At 69.1% G+C, this 25,967-nt stretch carries 20 protein-coding genes; 7 read left to right on the forward strand and 13 right to left on the reverse strand.

Features of this window, described 5'->3' with window-relative positions:
* Positions 1 to 86: 86 nt before the first annotated feature.
* Positions 87 to 5,831 (forward strand): RHS repeat-associated core domain-containing protein, encoded by a 5,745-nt coding sequence (locus AB0J55_RS43460; RefSeq protein WP_364263301.1) that lies wholly within the window; start codon positions 87 to 89, stop codon positions 5,829 to 5,831.
* Between the two features lie 1,215 nt (positions 5,832 to 7,046).
* Here AB0J55_RS43460 and AB0J55_RS43465 read toward each other — a convergent pair.
* The 10 genes from AB0J55_RS43465 to AB0J55_RS43510 all read right to left on the reverse strand — a co-directional run bounded on the left by AB0J55_RS43465 (position 7,047) and on the right by AB0J55_RS43510 (position 17,937).
* Positions 7,047 to 7,664, reverse strand: a complete 618-nt coding sequence (locus AB0J55_RS43465; protein WP_364263236.1) for a DUF1345 domain-containing protein — start codon at positions 7,662 to 7,664, stop codon at positions 7,047 to 7,049.
* 65 nt (positions 7,665 to 7,729) lie between these two features.
* Positions 7,730 to 8,539, reverse strand: a complete 810-nt coding sequence (locus tag AB0J55_RS43470; RefSeq protein WP_364263239.1) for an alpha/beta hydrolase — start codon at positions 8,537 to 8,539, stop codon at positions 7,730 to 7,732.
* 9 nt (positions 8,540 to 8,548) lie between these two features.
* Positions 8,549 to 9,382 (reverse strand): alpha/beta hydrolase, encoded by an 834-nt coding sequence (locus AB0J55_RS43475; protein ID WP_364263242.1) that lies wholly within the window; start codon positions 9,380 to 9,382, stop codon positions 8,549 to 8,551.
* A gap of 80 nt (positions 9,383 to 9,462) precedes the next feature.
* The gene (locus AB0J55_RS43480) at positions 9,463 to 12,210 is read right to left on the reverse strand and encodes an AAA family ATPase (RefSeq protein WP_364263245.1); all 2,748 of its coding nucleotides are present in this window, start codon (positions 12,208 to 12,210) and stop codon (positions 9,463 to 9,465) included.
* A 153-nt stretch (positions 12,211 to 12,363) separates the two neighbouring features.
* Complete coding sequence (locus AB0J55_RS43485) at positions 12,364 to 13,809, reverse strand: TfuA-like protein (protein WP_364263248.1); 1,446 nt, start codon at positions 13,807 to 13,809, stop codon at positions 12,364 to 12,366.
* Positions 13,806 to 15,002 carry a YcaO-like family protein gene (locus tag AB0J55_RS43490; protein WP_364263251.1) on the reverse strand — a complete coding sequence of 399 codons (1,197 nt, stop codon included), beginning with the start codon at positions 15,000 to 15,002 and terminating at the stop codon, positions 13,806 to 13,808. Before AB0J55_RS43490 ends, AB0J55_RS43485 begins: the two co-directional genes overlap by 4 nt.
* Positions 15,003 to 15,112: 110 nt before the next feature.
* Positions 15,113 to 15,253 (reverse strand): hypothetical protein, encoded by a 141-nt coding sequence (locus tag AB0J55_RS43495; RefSeq protein ID WP_364263254.1) that lies wholly within the window; start codon positions 15,251 to 15,253, stop codon positions 15,113 to 15,115.
* An 86-nt stretch (positions 15,254 to 15,339) separates the two neighbouring features.
* On the reverse strand, positions 15,340 to 15,927 hold the full coding sequence (locus AB0J55_RS43500; protein ID WP_364263257.1) for a class I SAM-dependent methyltransferase: 588 nt from the start codon (positions 15,925 to 15,927) through the stop codon (positions 15,340 to 15,342).
* Between the two features lie 239 nt (positions 15,928 to 16,166).
* A complete protein-coding gene (locus AB0J55_RS43505; RefSeq protein WP_364263260.1) occupies positions 16,167 to 17,042 on the reverse strand; it encodes a helix-turn-helix transcriptional regulator in 876 nt (291 codons plus the stop codon).
* A gap of 208 nt (positions 17,043 to 17,250) precedes the next feature.
* A complete protein-coding gene (locus AB0J55_RS43510; RefSeq protein WP_364263263.1) occupies positions 17,251 to 17,937 on the reverse strand; it encodes a class I SAM-dependent methyltransferase in 687 nt (228 codons plus the stop codon).
* A 45-nt stretch (positions 17,938 to 17,982) separates the two neighbouring features.
* Here AB0J55_RS43510 and AB0J55_RS43515 point away from each other — a divergent pair, with 45 nt between their 5' ends.
* Together AB0J55_RS43515 and AB0J55_RS43520 are read left to right on the forward strand one after the other, a co-directional pair.
* On the forward strand, positions 17,983 to 18,414 hold the full coding sequence (locus tag AB0J55_RS43515) for a MarR family transcriptional regulator (protein ID WP_364263266.1): 432 nt from the start codon (positions 17,983 to 17,985) through the stop codon (positions 18,412 to 18,414).
* A 117-nt stretch (positions 18,415 to 18,531) separates the two neighbouring features.
* Positions 18,532 to 21,222 carry a tetratricopeptide repeat protein gene (locus AB0J55_RS43520; protein ID WP_364263269.1) on the forward strand — a complete coding sequence of 897 codons (2,691 nt, stop codon included), beginning with the start codon at positions 18,532 to 18,534 and terminating at the stop codon, positions 21,220 to 21,222.
* Here the strand turns inward: AB0J55_RS43520 and AB0J55_RS43525 are convergent.
* Positions 21,208 to 21,894, reverse strand: a complete 687-nt coding sequence (locus AB0J55_RS43525; RefSeq protein WP_364263272.1) for a TetR family transcriptional regulator — start codon at positions 21,892 to 21,894, stop codon at positions 21,208 to 21,210. The genes AB0J55_RS43520 and AB0J55_RS43525 overlap by 15 nt on opposite strands.
* Before the next feature lie 75 nt (positions 21,895 to 21,969).
* Between AB0J55_RS43525 and AB0J55_RS43530 the strand changes: the two genes are divergently transcribed.
* Positions 21,970 to 22,455 carry an SRPBCC domain-containing protein gene (locus tag AB0J55_RS43530; RefSeq protein WP_364263275.1) on the forward strand — a complete coding sequence of 162 codons (486 nt, stop codon included), beginning with the start codon at positions 21,970 to 21,972 and terminating at the stop codon, positions 22,453 to 22,455.
* Positions 22,452 to 22,832, forward strand: a complete 381-nt coding sequence (locus AB0J55_RS43535) for a DUF1304 family protein (protein WP_364263278.1) — start codon at positions 22,452 to 22,454, stop codon at positions 22,830 to 22,832. The genes AB0J55_RS43530 and AB0J55_RS43535 overlap by 4 nt, the downstream gene beginning before the upstream one ends.
* A 156-nt stretch (positions 22,833 to 22,988) precedes the next feature.
* On the opposite strand, the gene AB0J55_RS43540 is transcribed toward AB0J55_RS43535, so the two are convergent.
* Positions 22,989 to 23,939: a helix-turn-helix domain-containing protein gene (locus AB0J55_RS43540; RefSeq protein ID WP_364263281.1), complete on the reverse strand. Its 951-nt coding sequence runs from the start codon at positions 23,937 to 23,939 to the stop codon at positions 22,989 to 22,991.
* A gap of 71 nt (positions 23,940 to 24,010) precedes the next feature.
* On the opposite strand from AB0J55_RS43540, the gene AB0J55_RS43545 reads away from it, so the two are divergent.
* Positions 24,011 to 24,628, forward strand: coding sequence for an HD domain-containing protein (locus tag AB0J55_RS43545; RefSeq protein ID WP_364263284.1), 618 nt, complete (start codon positions 24,011 to 24,013; stop codon positions 24,626 to 24,628).
* Here AB0J55_RS43545 and AB0J55_RS43550 read toward each other — a convergent pair.
* Entirely contained in the window at positions 24,614 to 25,336 is a 723-nt protein-coding gene (locus tag AB0J55_RS43550; RefSeq protein ID WP_364263287.1) for a TetR/AcrR family transcriptional regulator C-terminal domain-containing protein, read from the reverse strand. The genes AB0J55_RS43545 and AB0J55_RS43550 overlap by 15 nt on opposite strands.
* Before the next feature lie 120 nt (positions 25,337 to 25,456).
* Here AB0J55_RS43550 and AB0J55_RS43555 point away from each other — a divergent pair.
* A partial coding sequence (locus tag AB0J55_RS43555) for a hypothetical protein (RefSeq protein ID WP_364263290.1) occupies positions 25,457 to 25,967 on the forward strand: 511 nt, incomplete at its 3' end.

Raw genomic sequence — 25,967 nt, forward strand, 5'->3', positions numbered from 1 at the left:
CCGGAGGAACCATGCGACCGGTCGCCCCCCGACGTCCGAGATCCCGGCTCGCCACCATCGCGATCATCTGCACCCTGGTGACCACGATGGTCAGCACGACCGGCATCGCAAACGCCGCCACCGGCCCCAGCGTGCCGTTGCCGACGACCGAGTCCACCCCGGTCGCCAAGCAGACCATGACGCCCCGGGCACCCGACGAAGCCAGCGCTCATGCGCTGGCCGGCAACCAGACAGGCGGATCGACCACCCCGGACGGCGGCGGGACCAGCAAGGCGACCTCGTTGTCGCCGTCGGCGACCTGGGACGTCTCGGAGCAGACCGGTGACTTCACCTGGTCGTATCCACTGCGTGTGCCGCCGGCTCCCGGCGACCTCGTGCCCGACCTCGCGCTCGGGTACAACTCCGCGGAGATCGACGGGCGAACCAGCGCGACCAACAACCAAGCCTCCTGGATCGGTGACGGCTGGGAACTCAACCCCGGCTTCATCGAACGCACCTACGGCGCTTGCACCGACGACAAGGAAGGCGGCACCACCCCGCCCCGGGTGGGCGACCTGTGCTGGAAGAGCGACAACGCCACCGCCTCCTACAACGGCACCGGCGGCATGCTGATCCACGACACGGCCAAGGGTGTGTGGCGCCAGAAGACGGACAACGGCGCACGCATCGAACACCTCACCGGCGCGGGAAACGGTGCACGGGACGGTGAATACTGGAAGATCACCACCCTCGAGGGCACGCAGTACTTCTTCGGCTCGGCGTCAGCTGCCGGCTCCGCCTGGACGGTACCGGTCTACGGCGACGACGCCGGGGAGCCGTGCCACGCCGCGGACGGCAAGTTCGAGAACTCCGCGTGCGTCCAGGGCTACCGGTGGAACCTCGACAAGGTCGTCGACCGGCACGGCAACGTCATCCGCTACACCTACGACGTCGAGACCGGCACCTATGGCCAGGATGTCAAAGACACGCCGGTCGCCTACACCCGAGGTGGCTCGCTCAAGGAGATCCAGTACGGCCTGCGGGACAACGACCCCGCACCGGCCACCGGCAAGGTCGTGTTCACCACGGCCGACCGGTGCGTGCCCGGCAGCCAGTGCACCTTCGACAACCCGCAGAACTGGCCCGACGTGCCCCTCGGTGACCGCTGCGACGCCACGAGTTGCAAGGGCCACTACAGCCCGTCGTTCTGGACGACCAAGCGGCTGGCGAAGATCACCACACAGGTCCGCGCCGGGACCGGCTACAGCGACGTGGACAGCTGGACCCTCGACCAGTCCTTTCCCGATCCGGGTGATGGTGAAAAAGCCGCCCTGTGGCTGAAGAGCATCACCCACACCGGCCTCGTAGGAACTCCCATCACGTTGCCCGCCGTGACCTTCGAGGGGAAGAAGCTGGCCAACCGGGCCGACAAGGGCGACCAGTCGGACGGGATCGGCCCGCTCAACCGCTACCGGCTCTCGGCCATCGTCTCCGAATCCGGTGGCGTCACCACGATCAATTACGCCGCGGCCGACTGCGGACCAGGGGCTCTTCCGGACAAGCCGGAAACCAACAGCAAGCGTTGTTACCCCGCGACCTGGTCCAAGCGCGACTTCCTCGAGCGCACCGACTACTTCAACAAGTACGTCGTCGCGTCGGTCGTCCAATCCGACCGGATCAGCTCCAGCACCGAGCAGGTCACGAACTACGAATACCCCGACGGCGCAGCGTGGCACTTCAGCACATCCGAGTTCACGCCTGAGGACAAGAAGACGTGGGACGAATTCCGCGGCTTCGGCCGCGTCATCGTCCGCACCGGCAAACCCGACGATCCGGCCGGCCCCACCAGCTATGCCGAAAGCCGCTACTACCGCGGCATGAACGGCGACAAGCTTCCTGGCAACGGCACGCGTGCCGTCACCTTGCCCGACAGCGAAGGCGGCAGTCACGCTGACGAGGACTGGCTGCGAGGCTTCCCGTTCGAAAGCTTGACGAAGAACGGTGAGAACGGGCCCGTCGTCGGCAAGACCATCACCGACCCCAGCTGGACCGGGCCCACGGCCACCCGTGGGGCGTTCAACGCCTACATGGTCCACGCCGGTACCGAACGCGACTTCACCGCGCTCGCCGCCGGCGGATGGCGCACGACGAAGGTGACCACCCAGTACGACGAGTACGGGTTGCCGGCCAAGGTCGACGACCTCGGAGACGTCAACGTCGCCGACGACGACCGGTGCACGACCACGACCTACACGAGGAACACCGCGCTGTGGCTGATGCAGTACCCCTCACGAGTCGAAACCACGTCAGTCGGTTGTGGCCAGACGCCGCAGTACCCGCGCGATGCCATTTCCGACGTCAAGACCTCGTACGACACGAAGCCAGACGGCACGCCGCAGGACAACGGTGCGCCGCCGACCACCGGTGACGTCACGTCGGCGCAGGAGCTCGACCGTTACGACGGCTCGACTCCGGTCTACCGCGCCACCGTCAAGACCAAACGCGACAAGTACGGGCGCGCCCTCGAAATCACCGACGCTCTCGGCCACACCGCGACCTCCACCTACACCCCGGCCTCCGGCGGCCCGGTCACCCAGCTCGAGACGGCGAACACCCTCAAGCAGAAGACCACCACGGTCTACGAACCCGCGTGGGGTGCCGCGAAGATTGCCACCGATCCCAACGGCCGGATTACCGAGACAGCCTACGACGCACTCGGACGCAAGGTCGAAGTGTGGCTCCCCAACCGTCTGCACTCCGACAACCCGCAGGGTAACGCCCGCTTCTCCTACCAGGTCCGCAACGACGCATCGAGCGCGGTGAGCACCACGGCCGTCCAGCCGAACGGCAACTTCACGACCTCCACCACGATCCTCGACAGCCTCTACCGTCCGCGTCAGGTCCAGCGTCCGGCACCCGGCGGCGGGCGTCTCCTCCTCGACACCCGGTATGACTCGCACGGCCGCACCTACAAGACCACCCAGCCCTACTACAACGATCAAGCCGTCGACACCTCCCTGTGGGTCGCCAGCGACACGGAGGTGCCCGGCCTGACGCTCACCAGTTTCGACGGCGCCGAACGCCCGACCACGTCCGCCTACCAAGCTGAAGGCATCGACTGGCGCACCACGACCACCTACGGCGGCGACCGGGTTGACGTCACCCCGCCCGCCGGCGGCACTCCGACGACCACGATCACCGACGCCCGCGGACACACTCGCAGTGTTCGCCAGTACCACGGCAGCGCCCCCATCGGGGACTACGACGAAACCGTCTACACCTACACCTCGACGGACAAGCTCGCCGGCCTCACCGACTCCAGCGGCAACCACTGGTCCTACACCTACGACCTGCACGGGCAGCTCGCCCACACCGACGATCCCGACCGCGGCGCATCGACCTACACCTACGACGACCTGGGCCGGCTGGCCACCAGCACCGACGCCCGCAACGTCACTCTCGCCTACAGCTACGACGACCTCAATCGCAAGACGGGGCTCTTCCAGGGCAGCACCAGCGGGCCGAAGCTCGCAGGATGGACTTACGACACCGCTGTCAAGGGCATCGGCCAACCGGCCACCTCGACGCGCTGGGTCGACGGCAACGCCTATACCAGCAAGATCGTCGCCTACTCGCCTCTTTACCAGCCCGCCATCCAAGCGACCACGATCCCTGCGATCGAGGGAAAGCTCGCCGGCACCTACACCACATACAACCAGTACAACCCGGACGGAAGTCTCGGCGGAGCCAGCTTTCCCAAAGCAGGCGACCTCGACGTCGAAAGCATGCAGTACACCTACGACGACCTGGGCAACCCGCTGGCCACCACCGGTGACATCGAGTACGCCACCACCAGCGACTACACCAAGTACGGCGAACTCCAGCGCGTCCAGCTTGGCAAGGAGGGCCAACGGGCCTGGCTGTCGTACTACTACGACGACCACACCCGCCGGCTCAACCGCAGCATCGTCGACGCCGAACTCGCCCACCCGATGCAGGCCGACACCCACTACACCTACACTCCTAGCGGCTCCATCACGTCGATCGCCGACACCACGCAAGACCGCACCGCGGACGTCCAGTGCTTCCGCTACGACTACCTGCAGCGGCTGACCGACGCGTGGACACCGGCCAGCGCTGACTGCGGTCCCAACCCGACCAACTCCACGCTTGGCGGACCGGCCGCGTACTGGCAGTCGTTCGCCTACGACAAATCCGGCAACCGCACGAGCGACACCCAGCACAGCGCAACAGGCGACCGGACCCGTACCTACCACTACGCCGACCCCGGCACGCCGAAGCCGCATCAACTGAACTCGGTCACCTCGGCGAACCCGCCGACCACCGCCGACTACGGCTACGACCAGGTCGGCAACACGATCAACCGGCCCGGGGCAACTGCTGCGCAGGGCCTCGCGTGGAATCTCGAGAGTCAACTCGACACCGTCACCGAAGGAACGGCGAAAACGAAGTTCCTCTACGACGCCGACGGCCAGCGGCTCATCCGCCGCGACTCGACCGGGACGACCCTCTACTTGGGCATGCAAGAAGTCCGGCTGGACAACGCCACGGCCAAAACCGTCACCACCCGGTACTACACCCATGGCGGCCTGACCGTCGCGATGCGATCCGGCGGCACGGTCCAGTGGCTGTCGTGTGACCACCAAGGCACGGCACAGATCTCGATCAACTCAACCGACCTCACGGTCAGGCAGCAACGCCAAACCCCATTCGGCGCCCCCCGCGGCGGCGACGCAGGTCTGCCGGGCGAACGCGGCTTCGTCGGCGGCACCCGTGATGCGTCAACCGGCCTGACCCACCTCGGCGCCCGCGACTACGACACGGCCCTGGGTCGCTTTATCTCGCTTGACCCCCTCCTCAACCCCGCCGACCCGCAGCAGATCAACGGCTACAGCTACGCCAACAACACCCCCATCACCGGCAGCGACCCCAGCGGCCTGATCATCCAGATGGACGGCCGCCCGGCATGGATCGGCTTGGACGCGATCAACTCCATGAGCCCCGCCGCGGCCGACCGAGCAAAAAGCTACAACGAAGGTGTCAGACGCAACCACAAGAACGCCGATGACAGCCGCCGGGTGGTTCATGCATCAAGGCCGCGCGCGAATTGGGTCGCTAAGAACTCGCCGGCTACTCATGATCGAGCTGATCTGGACTTCTGGTTCTCGTCCGTGATCGACGGCTATGGACCGAGCTGGTGGTTCAACCGTCCTGAAGGAGAAAACGGAAATAATCTGTGCTTCGGCAAGACTGGTTGTGAGAAAGCGAGACTCTATCTTCGGCAACATCGCGACGACGTTGAAGGCGCGCGCGTCATCGCGGCCACGTACTGTCTGGACAACTACGATGAATGTGTAATGAATTCGAGGCTCGCGCGTCTCGGTGAAGACTTACTCCAAGTTGCTGGTGCTGTGGCTGCGGCCGGTCTTGGACCGGGAGCGGGACTTCGAGATGAAGGGGCGCGAGTCGGCCCCGCAGGTAATTCGGGGCGAGTTTTTGCGTCGGCCGACCCGCACGTGGCAGATGTTGCTAATGTGATCGAGTCTGCTCTGCCGAATCGAGTTGTTGACGTCAATGTCGAACGAGTGATGACGAATGGCCTGAGTCGTGAAATCGATATTGATCTTGGGAATATTTATGTTCAGGTTAAAAGTGGTGATGCCAAGGGGTTGGCTGGTCAGGTTACTCGGACGCGGCAAAGCACGGGGACTCTGACGATCGGCTATGCTCCTGGTATGAGTAACGCAGCGTGGCGAAGTGCTGCCCTGGAAGGTATTCCGATCATGCGCACGCCGAAGGAATTGCTCGATTATGTTAGGGAGTTCGGATGAGGGGTGGTTTTTTGATCGCTCTGGACGGTGGCCTCTACGCGCGTGTCGCTGCTGTGCTCGTAAAGCTCGGCGGAATAGCTGCAGAGGACGGTGCAGGTGGTGGAGTTGTTCAATTGACAGATCATGAGGGGCGACTGTTCACGCTGTATGAGCGTGTTCCGGTTGGGACGGAATGGGAGGTTCGTAGCGGACCATTCGGCACGGCCCCTGGCGTGGAACTTCCAGATATGCAGAATGTGACTGCGTGCCCATTTGAATGTCGATGGTCCGACATGGTCGCTGGTCTTGCGGAGGCTGTCGCGAAAAGTGCTGAGAAGCCGACTTGGTTGCTTGACGGCGACGGGGTCATATGGAACGCGCAAAGCGTAGACCCATCTGAGGTGCGACTATGATGTCGACGACAACGTCGCAGGTGCGGACTTGCCATCCGGTGTCGCGAGAGCGTGTTCGAGAAGTTTCTGATTGATGTCGACGTGCTGCGAGTTCAGCGTTAACTTCTTGCTGTGGTGTTGATCAGTAGACATGAAGCAGCGGTAGGGCCGCTGCTTGCCCCGGTCCGACGGCCCCAGCGTCGAATAGCGAGCGAGGGTCGCAACGGGTGGGGTGCTCGCTGGGACAGCTCCGACTCGTGGAGCGCCCGTCGCGGACGGCGAGCGATCGCAACTAGTTGCCGTAGTGCGAACTGTGACTCGGAGGTCGGTGCAGCGCTGGCCGCGCGTGGTCAGCGAGGATCGCAACGTTCAAGGCAACATCAACGAGATCGGGCTGCTCGGCGGGTTGGCCGTCCATGGTCACCTCGGAGGATCGGCCGATCGGCATCCCGATCACAGTGGCGAGGCCACTCCAGCTTCCGGCCGGCTTCCTGATCACCACAACCGGTTCGCCCTAACCCAGCCGCCTTCGCCGCTTGATGATCACGAACGAGGGAGCATTTATGCTCCATAAACAGCGTCGATTAACGTCGATTGACGTCGAATCAGAGTATGAGCGAATGCAAATATGCCAGCTAGATCGACTGACGTCGACCCACGGCTAGAACTTCCAATTAACCGGAGAGTTGTTGGTTCGAGTCCAAGCGGGGGAGCAAAGCCCAGGTCAACGGCCTGGGCTTTTTTGCTGCCCTGAGTAGGGCGATCTCCCCGCCGACGCATCGCCACACGATCCCGCCAACCACACGGCCGGTCGTCGGCCGGTGACCGTGTCGCGTCGGCGTGATCAGCCGCTGATCACGCCGATGGCGATGCCGAGCATCGCGGTGTTGTAGATGAACGAGAGCACGCCGTGCGCGAGGATCCGCAGCCGGATCCCGGAGGTGCGCGACTCGACGTCGGAGACGGCGAACGAGGTGCCGACGGTGAAAGCGAAGTACGTGAAGTCGATGAACGTCGGGTGCTCGGAGGCGGGGAACACCAACAGCTTCTCGGGCAGGGCACTGTAGTAGGCCTGCGCGTAGCGGTCGGCGTAACCGAAGTGCAGGATCGCCCACGCCAGCAGCACGGCGGGCACACCCGCTGTCTTGCCGTGCAGCGCCGCTTGGGTGCCTTCCCCGGCGAACACCATGGTCAGGCCGGACATGATCCCGATGAAGCTGGTGCACAGGGTGAACAGCGTGCCGCTGCGGCGGCCCAGCGCGCTCTTGACCCACGCGCCCCGGTCGTCGGCCGCCCGCTTGCCGCGGCTGAGGCGGATGACGCGGATCGCGAGGTAGACGACGGCGACAAGGTCCCACGACGCGATCCACCTGATGTCTTCCGACAAGAAGATGGGGACGCCCAGCAGGACGAGCGTGCTCTCGATGATCCGGGACAGCACGATGGACGGGCTGAAGCGCATGACTTTCCTCGATCGGAGCGGTAGGGGACGGCCCCCGCGGACCGCAACCCGCGGGGGCCGGGGGGTCAGCTCGCGGCGCGCACGATCAGCCTGACGACCGTGTCCGGGTGGGAAACCGCCACGGAGTGCGAGGCCCCCTCGACGGTCACGGTGGCGCGTGCGCCGGCCCGGTCGGCCATGAACTTCTGCGCCCGTACCGGGATGTTCTTGTCGGCGCCGGCGAGCACGAACCACGAGGGAACGCTCGCCCAGGCGGGTGCACCGGACGCCTCCGCTAAGGCGGCGTCGGAGATGGGGCGCTGGGTGCTGGCCATGATGGCGGCCTGGCGCGCCGGCACGTCGGCGGCGAACTGCTGCCGGAAGAGCGAGGGCTTGATGTAGAGGTCCTGCGAGCCGTCGGGCAGGGGGACCGGTGCCAGCGTGTCGCCCAGGGTGCTGCCGGGGTACTTCCCGGCGAGATCGGCCGCGGATTCACCCTTGGCGGGGGCGAAGGCGGCGACGTACACCAGCGCCTTCACCTTCGGGGACCGTGCCTGCACGTTGGTGATGACGGCACCGCCGTAGGAGTGGCCGACGAGCACCACGGGCCCGTCGATGCCGGCGAGACGCGCGTCGAGGGCTTCGGCGTCGGAGCGGACTCCGCGCAGGGGGTTGGCCACGGCGATCGCGGTGTAGCCGCGCTGCTGCAGCTGCTCGATGACCGGGGTCCAGCTGGCGCCGTCAGCGAAAGCGCCGTGGACGAGGACGATCGTGGGCTTCGGGCCGCCTGCGGGGTGGGCGGCCACCGCGTTCGCCGTGCCGAACCCACCGACCGTGGCGAGCACGGCCAGCAGAGCGGTGATGCGCACGGTGACGCGGCGGGTGAACTTGTGCATTTCCGGCTCTCAGTCTGCGATGAAGGCGATCAGGGCGGCGTTGACCTCGGCCGCATGGGTGAGCAGCAGGCCGTGCGGCGCACCGTCGATCTCGACGTAACGCGCGCCGGGCAGGCGGCGGCGGAACTCCCGCGCGGTGGCGTCGATCGGCAGGATGCGGTCGGCGGTGCCGTGCAGGATCAGCGACGGCACGTCGATCCGCTCCAGGTCGGCCCGGAAGTCCGTCAGCCACGTCGGAACACACGCGTACGCCGCCACCGGCGCCGAGCCGATGGCGGTGACCCAGTTCGCCCGGAGCGCGGCCTCGCTGAGCCGGGATCCGAGCGTCTCGTCGGTGTTGAAGAAGTCGACGAAGAAGCTCTCGTACCAGGCGTAGCGGTCGGCCTTCGCCTGCTCGGCGATGCCGTCGAACACCGACTGCGGCACGCCCGTGGGGTTGTCGTCGGTCTGCAGCAGGAACGGCGGGAGCCCGCTGAGGAACGCCGCCTTCGCGACCCGCTCCGAACCGTGGGTGCCGAGGTAGCGGGCGACCTCACCCGAGCCCATCGAGAAGCCGACGAGGACGACGTCACGCAGGTCGAGCTCGGTCAGGACCCGGTCCAGGTCGCCGGCGAACGTGTCGTAGTCGTAGCCCGTCATGGTCTGGCTCGACCGGCCGAACCCCCGGCGGTCGTAGGTGATGACGCGGTGGCCGGCCTCGACCAGCGCTTCGGTCTGCTTCTCCCACGACCGCCCGTCCAGCGGGTAGCCGTGGATCAGGACGACCGGCCGGCCGGAGCCGTGGTCCTCGTAGGAGAGCTCGACGTCGGTCGAGCCCTCGGTGCCGACGGTGATGGTTCCCATGGTTCGCCTTCCCTCCCGGCCGCCGTGTGCGGACCGGGCATGGCACGAACCTAGGGAGGGAACCGCGTCGACCGCGTCCGTCAGACGACGTCTTCGGCGTACGTAACCGTGCTGCCCAGCACCGCCGCGAGCTCGCCGCGGGAGGTCACCCCCAGTTTGGGGAACATCCGCTGGAGGTGGGTGCTCACCGTCCTGGGCGAGACGTACAGCCGCTCGCCGATCTCGCGGTTCGTCAGCCCCTGCGCGGCGAGCTGGGCGACGTGGAGCTCGGTCGAGGTGAGGCGGTCGACGGCGGCCAGGTCCCGGCGAGGCGAGGACGCGCCCGCGGCGCGCAGCTCTTGGCGCGCCCGCTCCGCCCAGGCTGACGCGCCGAGCGCGTCGAAGACCTCGCGCGCGGCCTGCAGGACGACACGGGACTCCGCGGGGCGCCGGTGCCGCCGCAGCCACCCGCCCAGGGCGAGGTGCACCCGCGCCCGCTCGAACGGCCAGTCGACGGGAACGGCGTCGAGGGCCTCCCGGTAGCGCCGCTCAGCGTCGGCCGGCGGGCTGAGCAGGGCGTGGCCGAGGCGCAGCCCGCAGAGCAGGGCGGGGGAGGGGGTCAGCTCGCCGAGCGGGGTCAGCTCGTCCAGGATGGCCCGCGCCGCCTCGGCGGAGTCGCTGCGCACGGCCGCCTCGACCAGCTCGGCGAGCCCGTAGAAGCGCAGCCACGGGTGGAACGCCGGGTCGGCCGGGTCGAAGACGCGGCGCAGGTGCCCGAAGGCGTCGCCGTAGCGCCCCTGGCAGAGGGCCGCCTGCCCGCGGGCCGTCTGGAGGATGGCCAGCGCCGGGCGCGCGCCGCCGGGGAGGGCGGTGCGCTCCGCCTCCGCGGCCCAGGTCTCCGCCTGCGGGTCGCCGCAGACGGCGGCGAGCTGGGCGCGGATCGCGTGCACCATCGCGTGCACGAGGGGCTGACCGGTCTCGCGGGCCAGCTCGGCGGCCTCCTCGGCGGCGAGGTGACCGGCGCGCACGTCACCGAGCCGTGCGGCGCTCCCCGCCTGGACGCAGAGGGCGCGGGCCAGCATCGACAGCCGGCCCTGGGCGCGCAGGGCGTCCAGCGATCTCGCGGTCAGCCTGCTCGCCAGTGCGGGAGCACCCACCGTCACCGCGGCACCGCCCAGGAGCTGATCTCCTTCGGGGTCCTCGGACGAACGGTCCAGCTGACCGGCCAAAGACTCGAGGACGGCTCGCCCGCGCTCGACCGGCGCGCAGTACGCCCGCAGGGCCACCAGATCGGCGTTGTCCGCGTCCACGGGCATCCGGTCGACGGCGGCGGCGACCCGACGGCGGGCGTCCGGCCCCGGCTCGCCCCAGAAGCAGTGCAGCACCGCGCCCCACAGCATGCGCAGCCCCAGCACGGGCTCGTCGGCGGCGAGCCCGACGGCCAGCTCGGCCAGCTCGGCGGTCGCGGTGCCCTCGCCCCGCGCCGACCCTTCGGCCAGGGCGATGCCGACCCAGGCCGCCCGGCCCTGGTCCCGGACCGAGAGGTCCAGCGACCGCGCCTGGCCCAGCAGGTGCGCCGCGACGTCCGGCCGGCCCGACTCCAGGGCGAGTTCGGCCGCGCGCAGCAGCCGGTCCGCGCGAGCGGACGGGTCCGCGGTCAGCTCCGCCGCTCGCCGCAGCGCGGCCAGGGCCGCGGCGACCCCGCCCCGCCGCAGGGCGCGCCCGGCGGTGGAGTCCAGGTCCCGGGCGGCGTGCTCGTCGGGACCGGAGGTGGCGGCGGCGCGGTGCCACGCCTGCCGGTCGGGCTGCCCTTGGAGCACGGCGGCGAGAGCGGCGTGCGCGGCCTGTCGTTCCGCGGCGGTCGCGGCGTGGTGCAGCGCCGAGCGGACGAGGGGGTGCCGGAAGACCATGCCCCACCCCTCCACCAGGCCCGCACCGACCGCCGGTCCGAGGGCCGTGACGTCGATCGCCGTCCCGAGCATTCGGCCCGCGGCTGCGAGGCACTCGTCCAGCGTCCCGTCACCGTTGAGGGCCGCGAGGAGCAGCACCGCCCGGGTGCCGGCCGGAAGCCGGGAGACCCGGGCCGTGAAGGTCCGCTCCAGCCGCTCGGTCAACGGCAGCGGACCCGGCGTGAGCGCGTACGCCCCACCGACCGACCGCAGCGCGACCGGCAGCTCGGTCAACGCCAGCGGGTTCCCGGCCGCCTCCTCCAGCAGCCGCCGTCTGACCTGCTGCCCCAGGCCGGGGGCCACCGCGTCCAGCAGCTCACCCGACACCTCGTCGGTCAGCGGGTCCAGGGCCAGCACGGGCAGCCCGGCCCCGCCGAGCCGGTCGTCCAGGCCGCGGGTGACGACGACCAGGGCGAGGGGGTCGGACTCGATCCGCCGCGCGACGAACCCGAGCACGTCGAGGCTGGCCCGGTCCATCCAGTGGGCATCCTCGACGACCACCAGCAGCGGGGCTTTCACGGCCGCGTCCGACAGCAGGGTCAGCGCGGCCAGGCCGACGAGGTAGAGGTCGGGCACGGCCTCGTCGGCGAGCCCGACGGCGGCGCGCAGGGCAGCTCGCTGCGGTCCGGGCAGGTCGTCGATCCCGTCTCGCAGCTGGTGGACCAGCTGGTGGAGGCCGGCGCAGGCGACGTCCTCCTCCGACTCCACCCCCACCGCCGTGAGCACCCGGACCCCGTGACCCGCGGCCCGCGCCGCTGCCTCGGCGACGAGCGCCGACTTGCCGATCCCCGGTGCGCCGAGGACGACCACCGCACCGCCCGAGCCGGAGGCGGCCCGCTCGACCAGGGCAGCCAGTGCGCGGCGCTCCGTCTCGCGACCCAGCAGCACCGGTGGTTGCATGCCCGCTCCATCTCCTCCGTGCGGCTCCCGCTGCCCGCCAGGCGCCGCGTGCTCGCCCGACGATCACCCGCGAGCCGCCTCCCGTGATAGGAGGGCTCCAAGGCCTGCGAGCGTATTCGAGGACCAGCTCGGACAGTCCACGGGCGTCACCGTCTATATGACTCCAGCATCGATGTCGAGGTGGACGAGATCCGGGTTGTAGCGCGCCAACAGGTAGAAGGCGCGAGCCGCCATGGTCAAGCTGTCCAGGGATTCGAGGCCGCGGTCCATCGCTGCCAGCTCGAGGTCGGCGCGAGCGACGGCCCATCGCTCGGCGATCAGATCGAGGATCTTCTCGGCGGACAGGTCGTTGACGTGGCGCTCCTGATGCTCGGTGAACACCCGGTCGTTGACCTCCCAGGCAAGCTGGACGAGGTGTCGCGCGTCCTTCCAGCAAGGCCGGTCCCGCAGCCGCTGTATCGGCAGTTCCTCCCAGGTCAACCCGGGATTCACCCGAAAACTGCGGACCAGGAACGTGACCAGTTGCTCGGCCGGGGCCAGGGTGGCCCGTTCGGTGCCGGTCAACCATTGCGCGAGGAACCCGAGCCGGGCCGGATCGGCCGGGAGCCGGTAGAGACCACGGTGCTCGCCGTGCCGGAGCGCGATGTGCGCCGGCGTCGGGTCGTCGGTGGGGGGAATCGGCCCGCATTCCTCGGCGCAAGCCGCCGCCAGGGCACGGAGAACGACCTCCCGGTGGAACCGGGGGTACTCATCCGCGAACAGCTGGCAGGCACGCAGCGCTCCGAGGTGACCGTGGTGCGGGGAGTCGCCGATGTCGAGGCCCGACGCGGCCGTTTGCCAGAGATACAGAAAAGATGTCCGGTTGACGGTGGGAACCCGGGGTGGGGTGGAGTCCCCGTCCTCGCTTGCCCGGTGCAGGGCGTCGAGCAGCAGAATTGCGTCATCGCGTTTGGGGTCGAGCCGGTGGGTCACGCAGTACTCACGCAAGTGGCGAACAACCTCGGCGTCGATTCCCGCTTCCCGGCCGGCCGCGACGAGGCCGCCGTAGGAGCGGCGTCCGAACGGCCAGCCGGCGAGGGTGGCGACCAGCCGTGCCGCGGTCGCGCTGTCACAAGCACCGTCTTCCACCGCCCGGGAAAGGGTGGCCCGCAGGCACACCAGTGGTTCCGAGAGCGGCCGGTAGCCCTCTTCCGGAGTGCTGTGCAGCAGGGTGACTTCGTCGTCCGCCTCCAACCGTCCGTCGCGGTAGTCCGCGTAGATCCGGCCGATGCCTTCCATGCCGAAGGAGTCCAGTTCGGCGGCGCGAAGCGCGCCCATGCTGGCGGCGCCGAGAACCCGGACACCCTCGCTCAGCAACGCCAGGATTTCCTTGTGCCGGACGGCGCCGACCTGATGGAAGTAGCCGTCGACGATGCCGACCACGTCACCGGCGGTCAAGGCCAGCCGTGGGAGGTCGCCCGCGGACACAGGTGGCAGCACCTCGACGGCCGAGTTCCGCACGAGATCGGCGGCGTCCGGCAGGCTCGGGCCGGCGAAGAGGAGGCATCGGGGCATGATCGTCCGCTCTGCTGGAGGAACCCAGGTCGGTGTGGTGGTCAATGGTCCTGCAAAGAAGTTCCCGGACACACGACGTGCACCACCGGTATCGCGATGTCGGGCTGCGTCAGGTCGACATACAAGGGGGCGTGGCCGGTCACTTCCCTGATTCTCTTCGCGACATGCTTCACTTCCTCGTCCAAGGTGGGCAGCGGCGAGGACTCGATGGCGTCGAAAGGAAGATCCGGATCGCCTTGGCCGGCGAAGGGCGGGGACTCCGAGGAGCGCCGGACTCCGAAGACCCGGGCTTCCCGGTACGGCGCCTTGCCGATGTCGTCCCGTGCCCCCGCGATGGCCGTGGCGCGGGACTGCGCCGCTTCGGTGAGCGCGCGCGACAGGGCGACCGCTGCGTCCAGGTGCGCACCGGCACCGGCGAACGTCGCCGGAAACGCGTCGCTCCAGATCCGTGCGTCGAACACCGGGATGCGGAACGGATTGTCCAGGAAGCGCATCCGGACGTGCACTCGTGCCGCACGATACCGTTCCAGCAGCGCCGCCAGGCCGGCGTTGCCGACGGTTTCCGGATTCACGGCGCGCGGCCGGCCGCCCGACGCCGCGCGGGCCATGGAATCGCGCTCGACGGTCTCGTACATGCCGTGCAGCAGCGCCTCGGCCGGCGTGTTCCCACTGGCCAACCCGTTACTGCTGGCTCGGAAGAGCGGCGGGAGCCATCGCCGGTCGAACCGGTAGTCCAACCGAAGCAGATCCGCGGGCACCAGGGACGTATCGCTGCCGTCGACCAGGTGTGCCGTCCGCCAGGACAAACTCGCGTCCGGATTGAGATAGTGCCGTCCGGTCAGGGGGAGGTCCTGAACGCGATAGCCGACCACGCGCTCCACTTCCTCGACCGTGCCCACCTGCACCGGGGCGGCCGGCGGATTCTCCGCGTGCCACAGCTCCACCCCCTCCATGGCGGCGGAAACCCGGGCGAGCATCTTGCTCATCCCCTTGCCCTGCGAAACCGACAGGGTGAGGGCGTTGGGCCGGACGGCCTGGAAAACCGGGATGCCGATCTCGTCGAGCCAGGTCACTTCCGCGACGCGGGTGATTCCGAGCCGGGGCAGCTTCGGCTTGATCCACTGCCACGTCTGGTCGGGGAGGCGGCTCCGGTGCGTTCCGTCGAACACCACTTTGACCGAGTCCGGGGCTTGTCCACCGGTCGTCGTTCCTTCGGCGCGAGCCATCTGCCGCGTCATCTTCCTCCCCTTCTGTCGTGCGGGAAAGCGATCGGATTCCGGCTTCGCCCGACCCTGCGGACCAGGCTGGTGGCCCCGCTCGGGTACGGGGGACCACCAGCCTGCGCGACTCAGCAGCCGCAGAGTTCGCTGTTCTCGTACGCCGCCTCGGTGAAGACGGAAATGTAAGCCGAGAACTGTTCGGGACGCGTGTCCTCGATGTCGGCTTCCAGTTCGACGGCAGTGGGCAGCACCAGGGAGTTCATGGGCATGTTTCCTTTCCGTTTACGGCATTTTCACGGTTTTCCCTGAAGCTCAGGGAAACTTGGGAGCCGTGCGCCGGCTCTCCGCGGGGCGGTCAGGGGGAGGGAGCTCGCTCGATCAGGGCGCCGTGGACCGCGCCACCCAGCCACTCCTTGCGCTCGACGATCCGCAATCCGACGGATGAGCAGACCTGCCCGAGAGTCTCGGCGTCGACAAGCAACCAGGGAAACCACGCGCCGACTTCGTCGTCGAGGCGGAACCTCATCCGCACGTCTCCGGGATATCCGCGGGACGGCGAGCCGTGACCGTTCAGTTTTTCCGGTGGCAACCTGGTCCAGTCCGAACAGGTGAGGACAAGGCGACCTCTTTCGTTCAGCCAGGACGACAGCCGGAGCAGAAAGCCGGGCAGCGCCTCGAGCGTGCCCGCCATTCCGCCGTTGCCGCCGATGGCGATCACGGCGTCCACCGGGTGCGGCGGGTGGTACGAGAACACGTCCGCTCGGACGCACGAAACGCCGGCCGCCCTCGCCAGTGACACCGCGGCCGGACTCACCTCGACTCCGTGCCCCCGCACACCTCGCCGAGCCAGCATCTCCAGATGACGGCCCGTTCCGCAACCCACATCGATCACGTACCCGTCTCGCACCCAGTCGAGAGCCTCGGTGTCGATGGGATCGTTCACGCCCGGCGCTCGTCTCCACCACTCCAGCGGCTGTGGCATGGCCGGCAGCGAGCTGTGTTCGATTTCAACGGAGAGCGCACCAGGCCGATTCGCGCAGCACAACGCCCGATCGAGGAGATCGTCATCCAAAATCGACACTCCAAAGCATCAGTTGCTGCGCTCCCGGCGGATGGTGAGTTTCCACCCGGAACGCTACGGCCGGCCGGTGAGTTCAACCACGTACTGTCGATACGTGGATATCAGCGTTGCCTGACGAGTTCGATGAGCCTGCTCACCCGCTGGCGGGTGGGTGTGCCCGAGGCGGCGTGCAGCGAGTACAGACGCTGACGTGACCGTGGACCGACCAACAGCGCGTGGTCGAAGTCCAGCTGACCGACCCGCTCGTCCACCACGGTCACGATCGGCGAGGACGCGGGCTTCGACACCCGATGTTCTTCCCACATGCGCGCGAACTCGGCGCTGGCCGCCCGGAGCCGGCCCACCAGTGTGGTCGCGGCTGGGTCGTGGCCACGCTCCGCCACGACAACACGCAGGGCCGCGACGTAGGCGCGGCCGATGGCCTCCTGCTGATCCGGCGGGTTGACCATGATCCGCCGCCAGCGATGGGAGACGAACCAGCACCAGAACAGGTTGCCCTCCCAGCCGGGCAGACCGGCGACCGGCCCGAACAGCGTGGTGTGCAACTCGTTCTGCGCCAGGACGGTGGCCAGATCGTCGGCGGCGAACGCCGGCGAGGTCGCTTCGATCGCCTGCATGACCGACAGCAGCCGGCTGTCGACGACACGGTCCGACGCCACCACGGGGGGTTCGGCGTGCCCGGCCAGCAGGTGCAGGTAGGCGCGTTCGTCCGGGTCCAGCCGCAACGCGCGCGCGAGGCCGGCGAGGATGCCCGTGGAGGGCTGCGGGCCACGGCCCTGCTCCAGCCGCTCGTAGTAGGTCGCGGACATGCTCGCCAGGCGCGCCACCTCATCTCGGCGTAGTCCCGGTGTGCGGCGCCGCGGACCGGCCTGCAGCCCCACCGCCCGCGGTGACAACGCGTCGCGCCGCCGGCGCAGGAAATCGGCCAACGTCTCCCGCATGGCCGACTCGCTGTTCTCCCGCATCGTCTCCACCACCCCCACACGCCGGCCGTAGGAAACCGGCTCCTGGCAAGGACACGACCGCAGCGATGGGTGCCTTCCGATGCCGATCATCGAACGGTAGTGATCCGACGACCCGGAAACGTCACCACTGAGTGGGCACCTGGTTGTGGCTCGCATGGGGGACAAATCCGGACAGATACCGGCATCCGCCGGGCTCCGGCCTCGTCCGCCACGTGATCTGTCAGGACAAGTGCGCCGACAGCAGCCAGGCGGGTGTCGACTTGCGGCCGTTGCCCTCGTTCCGGACGTCGCTGCCGGCGAAGTCCGCGAAGTCGGGGAAGTTTTCGGGGACGTTGGCGTGGATGCGGGCCGGCCGGATCTCGTCGATCGTCCAGTACGCGCCCACCACCTCCCGCAGTTCCTCCGCGGAGACCGAGTTGACCCGGCCCGAAGGCACGGTGGCGCTGTCGAAGACCAGCACGAAATAGGACGCGCCGGGCGCGGCGGCGCGCACGATCGATTCCTGGTAGGGCCGGCGCAGCTCGACCGGCATCGAGTGGAACAACGTGCTGTCGACGATGGTGCCGAACCGGCCGTCGTAGCCGGTGAACGTGCTGATGTCGGCGATCGCGAAGCCGGCGTCGGCCAAGCCGCGCCGGGCGGCTTCCGCGCGCGCCATGGCGATCGCGGTCGGCGACAGGTCCAGGCCCACGGTCGTGAAACCCCGCTCGGCGAGGTAGAGCGACGTCGCGCCCTCGCCGCAGCCGGCGTCGAGGACCTCGCCGTGGAATGCGCCCGCGTCGATGAGCGCGGCGATCTCGGGCTGTGGTTCGCCGATGCTCCACGGCGGGCGGGAGCCCCTCCCCATCTCGGGGGCCTGGCCACGGTAGGCGGATTCGAACAGCGCGTCGCTGGGTGAGCTCGTCATGCCCCCAGAGTGTCAACCCGGTTGATATATGTCAACATGGTTGACATGGAAGGTTTTCGGGAGGAGCCGCTCGGCTACCTGCTGCACCGGGTCACCGCGGCCCTGCGCGCCGAGGTGGCCGCCACCGTGCTCGACCCGGCGGAGCTGGCGCCGCCCGAGTACCTCTGCCTGCGGATGCTGGCGCAGTCGCCGAAGTCCAACGCCCAGCTGGCCCGCGAGGCCCAGGTGTCGCCCCAGGCGATGAACAAGGTGGTGCGCCAGCTGCAGGATCGCGGCTTGGTGACGCGACCCGCCACGGTGTCGTCCGGGAGGTCGTTGCCCGCCACGTTGACGCGTGAGGGCGCGACCATGCTCGCGCGCCTCGACCCCCAGGTGGCCGAGGCCGAGGATCGGGTCCTGGCCGAGCTCGACGAAAACGACCGGCGCGAGCTCCGGAGGCTCCTCGTCGCCGCCGGCCGGGTCGTGTCCCGGCGGTGAAAGGCCCGCAACGGGCGTGTCCTTGCTTTGTCCAGTGGGGAGCGGCCATTCGAGTGAGAACAGCCCAGTGGATCGTGAACCACGTTCATCATTGTCCGGACGGGGACCGGCGGGGGCATGGTGATGACGAAGTCGACGGCAGCGGTTCACCGGACGATCGTCGTGGTCGACGTCGAGGGGTTCGGTGCGTGGCAACGGACGAACCACCACCAGCTCGCGGTGCGGCGCGGGCTCTACAGCTGCCTGCGGACCTCCTTCGACAGCGCCGGCATCCCTTGGGAATCCTGTGAAACGGAAGACCGCGGTGACGGCGTCCTGATCCTGGCGCCGCCGGAAGTGCCGAAAAGCCGTTTCGTGGAGTCACTTCCCGCCCTGGTGGTGGACGCGCTCGCGGAGCACAACGACCTGCACGGGCCCGAAGCCCGCATCAGGTTGCGGCTCGCGGTGCACGCAGGAGAAATCAACTACGACGACCACGGTGTCACAGCTGCGTCGGTGAACCTGACGTTTCGCCTCGCGAACTCTTCCGAGTCGAGGGCCGCTCTGGCCGGGTCGCGGGGCATCCTCGCGCTCATCACGTCGAACTGGTTCTTCGACGAGGTGGTGCGGCACAGCATCAGCGCCAAGCCGGACACCTACCGGAATGTGACCGTCTCGGCCAAGGAGACCGTCACTTCGGCGTGGATCGCCCTGCCCGACAATCCCTACAGCGAGATCGCCGACCCGGCGAGACAACCAAGTCCCGCAGCAGGCGCCGAACGCCGCGTGCTGCCGGTACCCCGGCACCTCCCGGCGAGCACCGCCCATTACACCGGCCGCCTCGCCGACATCGCGAAGCTCGACTCGTTGCTTGCCGAGCCCGGGGCGAGCGGGCCCGGGGAAACCACGATATTCCTGATCGTCGGCGCTGCCGGGATGGGGAAGACCGCGCTGGCCGTGCACTGGGCCCACGCCGTGAGAAGCCAGTTCACCGACGGCGACATCTACATCGATCTGCACGGCTACGACCCCGTCGTGCCCACACCGCTCGAACAGATCCTGGAACGGGTGCTCAGAGCGCTGGGCGTCACCACCCGGAACATGCCGGCGGACCTCGAGGGACAGACGGCGCTCTACCGCTCGCTGCTGGCCGACCGGCGTGTCCTGATCGTTCTCGACAACGCCGCCACACCGGAGCAGGTCCGCCCGTTGCTCCCCGGCTCGGCCACGTGCCGAGTGCTGATCACCAGCCGCCACCGGATGTCCGGCCTGGTCGCCCGGGAGGGCGCCGCCCGGTTGACCCTCGATCCGCTTCACCCGACCGAGGCGTACTCCCTCCTCGAGCAGATCGTCGGTGCAGACCGGGTCGCCGTCGAGGGTGGCGCGGCCACCGAGATCACGCGGGCCTGCGCATGCCATCCGCTCGCGCTGCGCATCGCCGCCGAACGCGTTGCCGCGCACCCCAGGCTCACCCTGGCCGAACTCGCTCGCCAGCTGTCCGGCGAACGCGACCGGCTCGACCTGCTGGCCGCGGACGACGACGAGAGCACGGCGGTGCGCGTCGTGTTCTCCTGGTCCTATCGGGCGCTGCCGCCGGCCGTTTCCCACGTGTTCCGCTTGCTCGGCCTGCACTCCGGCCCGGACATCTCGGTCCCGGCTGCCGCGGCGCTGACCAACCTCACCACCGAGCAGACTCGGCGCAACCTCGACGCTCTCGCCAGCGTGCACCTCGTGGAGGAGGTCGACCACAACCGCTACCGCCTCCACGACCTGCTTCGGTTGTACGCCGCGGAACGCGCCAGCGAGGACGAAACCGAAGCCGACCGCCGTGACGCCAAACTGCGTCTGCTCACGTGGTACCTGCATTCCGCCGACTCCGCCGACCGTCAGCTCGCACCACGCCGACGACACGCCCCGCTCGGCGAACCACCCGCCGGCTGCCGTCCGCTGACCTTCGACACCCAGGGGCGGGCCTGGCAGTGGTGCGAGGCGGAACGCCTCAACCTCGTCGCCGCGACCCGGCAGGCCTCGGCCGAGTCGCACCTGGACATCGCCTGGCAGCTCCCGACCGCGTTGTGGGGCTACTTCACCCTGCGGACTCCCTGGGTCGACTGGATCAGCGCCTACCGCATCGGGCTCGCCGCGGCTGAGCAGCAGGGCGCCCGGAGCGGATACGCCTGGCTGCTCGCGGGCCTGGGAATCGCCTACCGCAACCTCCGCCGGTACGACGATGCAATCGACAGCTTCGAGCGCGCCCTCGACGTCTGGCGCGAACTGGGCGACCGTTACGCCGAGGCGTGGACCCTGGGAAGCCTGAGCATCGCCCTGTGGGAGCTGGAAAGGTTCACCGATGCCTTGGCCTGTTCCCAGGAGGCGCTCACCCTGTTCCGCGCCGTGGACAGCCCCTACGGCGAGAGCCAGGCCCTGCACTGCTTCGGCGACGCCTGCCGCGGTCTCGGACGGTACGTCGAGGCGATCGACTACCTCCGGCAGGCACTGCACCTGCGACGTCGGAGCAGCGACCCGGGCGGGGAAGCCCAGATCCTCAAAAGCCTCGGGGACACCCACCGGGACCTCGACGAACTCGACAAGGCCGAAGAGCACTACCGGCAGGCGCTCGGGATGTGGCGTGAGGTCGGCGACCGCTGGAGCGAAGCGAGGAGCCTCACCTCCATCGGCGACATCGCGAAGATCCTCGGCAACATCGACACGGCGGTCGAATGCTGGCGTCAGGCACTCGCGATCTGCGAGGAACTCGGCGCCCCGCAGACCGCGGAGATCCACGCCCGGCTGGAACACGCGGCAACCGCATCTTCAGGCAAGAGTTGAGCGTGGTTTCGCGGGTGCCGGGAACGTGGCCAGTCCTGCTTCGGCAAGGTGGGCGGCCCGGCGGACTTCCCGGCTCACGGCCTCGATCGCGTCCGGCAGGGGATGGCCGGGGCGCACGTGGGTCCGGAGGGCGCGGAACTGGACCCGCCACAGGCCGAGGAGCGTGGCCGCGGCGATCTGGGGTTCGGGGTCGTCGGGGCGCAGGCCGGTCCGGGTGGCGAGCGCTTCGGCGGCGATGTCGACGAACCGGTCGGCGATGTCGCTCTGATAGGCACGCAGTGACGGGGTGTTCCGGATCAGGTCGCCGAACTTCCGGTACTGCGCCAGCGCGCTGTCGGCGTTGAGACTCTTGGCGAGGCCGTCCCGTTCGCCGTCGAGGATGGCCAGCATCGCCTCGACCGGGGTCAGCGCCGGGTCCGGCAGGTGGGTGCGCAACGCGTCGGCCGTGGCCTCGAGCCGGTCGAGGAGCAGCGCTTCCTTGTTCGGGAAGTAGTTGAAGACGGTCTTTTCGGACACGCCACAAGCTTCGCCGACGTCGGCCACCCGGACGGCGTCGAAGCCGCGTTCGAGGAACATCCGCGCGGCGGTGTCCGACAGCTGCCGCCGCATTGCCCGCTTCTTGCGCTCCCGCAACCCTTCGACGGCCGGCCGGCTGGTCCCCGTTGTCGTCACGCGGCCATCCTACTTCAGCCACCAGAAAACTTCTGCTACAGTAATTTTATAGCCACTGAAGTTAAGGAGCCTGCCGTGTCCGAGATCCACATCGTCCGCGACTACCCGCACTCGCCCGTGAAGGTCTGGCGGGCCATGACCGACCCCGAGCTGATCCCGTACTGGACTTCGACCGGGCAAGGCGCCCGCGCCGAGGGGTTCGAGCCGGTGGCCGGGAACAAGTTCCGGTTCGTCGCCAAGCCGATGCCCGGCTGGCGGGGCATCGTCGACTGCGAGGTGCTGGAGGTCCGCGAGCGGGAACTGCTGCACTACACCTGGGTCGGCGCGGAAGGGGAGACGCCCAGCCACGTCCGCTACCGGCTCGAACCCACCGCCGAAGGAACCCGTTTCACCTACCACCACACCGGGTTCACCGGCATCGGCGGCTTCGCCATGGCCAAGCTGCTCGGCGCGGTCCGGACCAAGATGCTCACCGTCGGCGTCCCCGCCCTGCTGGCCGAACTCGACGAGACCGGCGCGCTGCTCCCCGGCGCGCCCCTGCGGCTGACCCGCTCCCGATGAACATCCCCGCGCAGCTGCTCGCGCTGGCCGCGGCGCTGATGCACCTGTGGATCTTCACGATGGAAAGCGTCCGTTTCGGCCGCCCCGAAGTGCACGCCATGTTCGAGGTGCGCGCGGCGGATCTCGACGTCGTCCGCCCCTGGGCGTTCCACCAGGGCTGCTACAACGCACTCCTTGCCCTGCAAGTGCTCGCCGGGCTGACCGCGGCCCACGCGGGTGCGGTCGCGGCAGGCCAAGCCCTCGTCCTGGCCGCCAGCGGGTCCATGCTCGCGGCGAGCGTGGCGCTGATCGCCTTCGACCCCCGCCGGGGGCGGATCAGGGGCTTGCTCGGCCAGGGCGCACCCGCCCTGGCCACCCTCATCGCCCTGATGGCCTGAGCCGGCCCTCAGGTACGCCGACCGCGGACACCCGCCGCCTCATTCGTGCCGCTGGTGGCCACAGTCGCCCATCGGCATGATCGGAGGTCGAGGCTGCGCGGTGTTCCTCCCGTCGCCGGGCCGGTTCCGGATCCGTGTCGCGGGATGCAGGTGATGTCACCGGTTCGCGATCGTGGTGCTGTGGCGGAAAAGCGCCCGGTACTCCTGGGGTGAGGTGCCGATGTGCCGGTGGAACGCCGCTCGCACCGAGGAGGGTGCGCCGAGTCCGGTGAGGCGGCCGATCCGTTCCACGGGCAGGGTGGTCGTCTCCAGCAGTTCGCGTGCGCGGTCGATGCGGGCGTCGGCCAGCCAGGCCATCGGTGAGGTGCCGGCCTCCTCCCGGAACCGGCGGAGGAGGGTCCGCCGGGACATGTGGGCGCGTTTCGCGAGGGCGTCGACGGTCAGTTCGTCGGCGAGGTGGTCGAGCATCCAGTCCCGCAGCGCGGCGAGCCGGTCGCCGGTCGCGTCGGGGCGGAGCCGTTCGACGTACCGTGCCTGGCCGCCGGTGCGCCGCGGCGGGGCGACGAGGGCGCGTGCCCGGGTGTTGGCCGCGGCGGGGCCCTGGTCGCGGCGGACCAGGTGCAGGCAGAGGTCGAGGCCCGCGGTCACGCCGGCGGAGCTGAGGATGTCGCCGTCGTCGACGTACATCCGGTCCAGCACGACCTCGACCTTCGGGTACTGCCGGCGGAGCTGGGTGACGTACTGCCAGTGCGTGGTCGCGGGGCGCCCGTCGAGCAGGCCGGCCGCGGCGAGGGCGAACGCGCCGACGCAGACGGAGACCAGCCGGGCGCCGCCGTCGTGGGCCGCGCGCAGGGCGTCCAGGACCTGCGGCGGCGGCGGCGTGGTGCTGTCCTGGTAGCCGGGGACGAGCACGGTGCCGGCTTCGGCGAGCGTGTCGAGGCCGGCGGTGGCGGTGACGGTGAACCCGGCGCCGGGCACCGGTCCGGGGCGCCCGGCCGTGCAGACGACCAACTCGTAGTACGGGTCGGCCGTGAAGATCTGGGTCGCGATCCCGAATTCCAGCGCCGGTACGCCGGGCAGGACGAGGACCGCGATCCGGTGTGTCATGGCCCGATGATAGCGGTGAATGGCACCCGGGCCACTGTTCGGCACCCCGGCCGGCTCCTACGGTTCGATGCATGACCAACGCACTTGCGCTGCCCGGCGGCCCGCTGGCCGAGGCGAGCCTCGCCCTGGCGCGGCAGTCGGAGACCTCGCCGATCTTCGAGCACAGCATCCGCAGCTTCCTGTTCGCCCGCCTGGTGGCCGAGCGGGAAGGTTCGGTGCACGACGCGGCCTACGACGAGGATTTGCTCTTCGCGGCCTGTGTCCTGCACGACCTGGGTCTGGGCACCCTCGCGGCGGGCAAGGCCCGGTTCGAGGTGGAGGGCGCGGACCTGGCTGCCTCCGTGCTGACCGAGCACGGCGTCCCGGCTGCGGACGTCGACCGGGTGTGGGAGGCGATCGCCCTGCACTCCTGCCTGGGTCTGGCCGACCGGCGGGGTGTGCTGACCTACTTGACGCACAAGGGTGTGTTCATCGACGCCGGTCGCTTCGGCGACATCGACGCCGCCGGGCTGCGGCCGGTCTACGCCGCCTATCCGCGGCCGGCCGATCATCGCTTCCTGGAGGATGCGATCGTCGAGCACGCTGCCCGCTCGGAGGCGGCGGCGCCCCCTTACTCGATCGCCGCCGAGTTGCTCCGCCGGCGCCGCTCCACGCCGGTCAGTGGTCGACCGCGATCAGGTGCGGGCTGACGGCGGTAGCGGTGCGTTCGACCCGCTGCTCGCTGTGCGGGAGGCTTGCTGTGGCATCCGGCTGAGGCCGTCGAGGATGAGGTCGAGCCCGAACTCGAATTCGTCGGCGAAGGCGAATCCCGTTTTCGCCAGTTCGGTGACCACCTCGGCGAGGTAGGGGTAGTCATCGAGGCCGGTGGGCTTCCGGTCGACGACGGCTTTCTGCCGTCGCGCGGCTTCTGCCGGGATGTCGCCGGCGAGGGTTTTCTCCTGGAGGGCGAATCCGTAGACGTAGGCGTCCATGAGGTTGTACGCGTGCACGGCCATGCGGAAGGGGAAGCCCGCGTCACGGCGGAGGCACCGCATCACGGCGTTGTGGTGGTGCAGGTTCGCCGGTCCGGGGGTCCCTGTCTCCATCCGGCCGACCGCCCACGGATGGCGGAGCAAAGCCTGCCGCATCGAGGCCGCGCGGCGGTGCATGGCGGTCCGCCAGTCGACGTCGGCGGGGACCTCGACTTCGGCGAAGACCAGGTCGACCATGCCGTCGAGGAGCTCGCGCTTGTCGGCCACGTGCTTGTAGAGCGCCATGGGTACGACGCTCAGCTGGGCCGCGAGCCTGCGCATGGTCAGGCCCTCGAAGCCGCCTTCGTCCGCCAGTTCGACGGCCGCGTTCAGCACTTTGGCGCGGTTGAGCCGCTCCCGGCCGCCGGCCGCGGCGGTGTCCTGCATCGGGGTCCTCCACCTTCCGACCGGGGCCCGGCCTTGACAGGTGTACATCGTACGCCTAGCTTGGGTCGAGTAGAGGTGTACGTTGTACACCTCGGTCGCATCCCTCTCGGAGGAGCAGACATGAGTGCCACGCCAAGACCTGGCAAGGCGAAGCAGTTCTCCATGACGCCCGGCGAACGGGGCCTTTCGCGGGCCGCCGGAATCGCCGGCGCGATCGCGGGGGCACTGTTCATCGCGGTCCAGATCGGCCACCCGGCCATGGACGTCTCGCTGGTCACCACCACCGACTGGGCCGTGCGCAGCACGGCGAAGGCGCTCATGGCCGCGCTGGCGCTCGCCGGCATCACCGGCATGTACCTGCGTCAAGTCCGGCAGACGGGAATCCTCGGCTTCCTCGGCTACGTCCTGTTCGCCGCCGGCTACCTGCTGATGTTCGGCATCGAGGTGGTCGCCGCCGCCGTCCTGCCCGCGCTGGCCCCCACGGCGCCCGGCTACGTCGCCGACGTCCTCGCCGTCGCCTTCGGCGGCACCGCAACCCATGGCATCGGCGGCATGCAGACCGTCATCGCGGTCAGCTCCGTCGGCTATCTCGCGGGTGGGTGCCTGTTCGGCATCGCGTTGTTCCGGGCGC

This window comes from Amycolatopsis sp. NPDC049688, assembly GCF_040674975.1.
Classification (GTDB): Bacteria; Actinomycetota; Actinomycetes; order Mycobacteriales; family Pseudonocardiaceae; genus Amycolatopsis.

What these genes read in the sequence shown, in the direction of transcription:
- AB0J55_RS43460 (WP_364263301.1), top strand. Translation starts at nt 87, where the DNA reads ATGGTCAGCACGACCGGCATCGCAAACGCCGCCACCGGCCCCAGCGTG.
- AB0J55_RS43465 (WP_364263236.1), bottom strand. Translation starts at nt 7,664, where the DNA reads ATGCGCTTCAGCCCGTCCATCGTGCTGTCCCGGATCATCGAGAGCACG.
- AB0J55_RS43470 (WP_364263239.1), bottom strand. Translation starts at nt 8,539, where the DNA reads ATGCACAAGTTCACCCGCCGCGTCACCGTGCGCATCACCGCTCTGCTG.
- AB0J55_RS43475 (WP_364263242.1), bottom strand. Translation starts at nt 9,382, where the DNA reads ATGGGAACCATCACCGTCGGCACCGAGGGCTCGACCGACGTCGAGCTC.
- AB0J55_RS43480 (WP_364263245.1), bottom strand. Translation starts at nt 12,210, where the DNA reads ATGCAACCACCGGTGCTGCTGGGTCGCGAGACGGAGCGCCGCGCACTG.
- AB0J55_RS43490 (WP_364263251.1), bottom strand. Translation starts at nt 15,002, where the DNA reads ATGACGCGGCAGATGGCTCGCGCCGAAGGAACGACGACCGGTGGACAA.
- AB0J55_RS43495 (WP_364263254.1), bottom strand. Translation starts at nt 15,253, where the DNA reads ATGCCCATGAACTCCCTGGTGCTGCCCACTGCCGTCGAACTGGAAGCC.
- AB0J55_RS43510 (WP_364263263.1), bottom strand. Translation starts at nt 17,937, where the DNA reads ATGACGAGCTCACCCAGCGACGCGCTGTTCGAATCCGCCTACCGTGGC.
- AB0J55_RS43515 (WP_364263266.1), top strand. Translation starts at nt 17,983, where the DNA reads ATGGAAGGTTTTCGGGAGGAGCCGCTCGGCTACCTGCTGCACCGGGTC.
- AB0J55_RS43520 (WP_364263269.1), top strand. Translation starts at nt 18,532, where the DNA reads ATGGTGATGACGAAGTCGACGGCAGCGGTTCACCGGACGATCGTCGTG.
- AB0J55_RS43535 (WP_364263278.1), top strand. Translation starts at nt 22,452, where the DNA reads ATGAACATCCCCGCGCAGCTGCTCGCGCTGGCCGCGGCGCTGATGCAC.
- AB0J55_RS43540 (WP_364263281.1), bottom strand. Translation starts at nt 23,939, where the DNA reads ATGACACACCGGATCGCGGTCCTCGTCCTGCCCGGCGTACCGGCGCTG.
- AB0J55_RS43545 (WP_364263284.1), top strand. Translation starts at nt 24,011, where the DNA reads ATGACCAACGCACTTGCGCTGCCCGGCGGCCCGCTGGCCGAGGCGAGC.
- AB0J55_RS43550 (WP_364263287.1), bottom strand. Translation starts at nt 25,336, where the DNA reads ATGCAGGACACCGCCGCGGCCGGCGGCCGGGAGCGGCTCAACCGCGCC.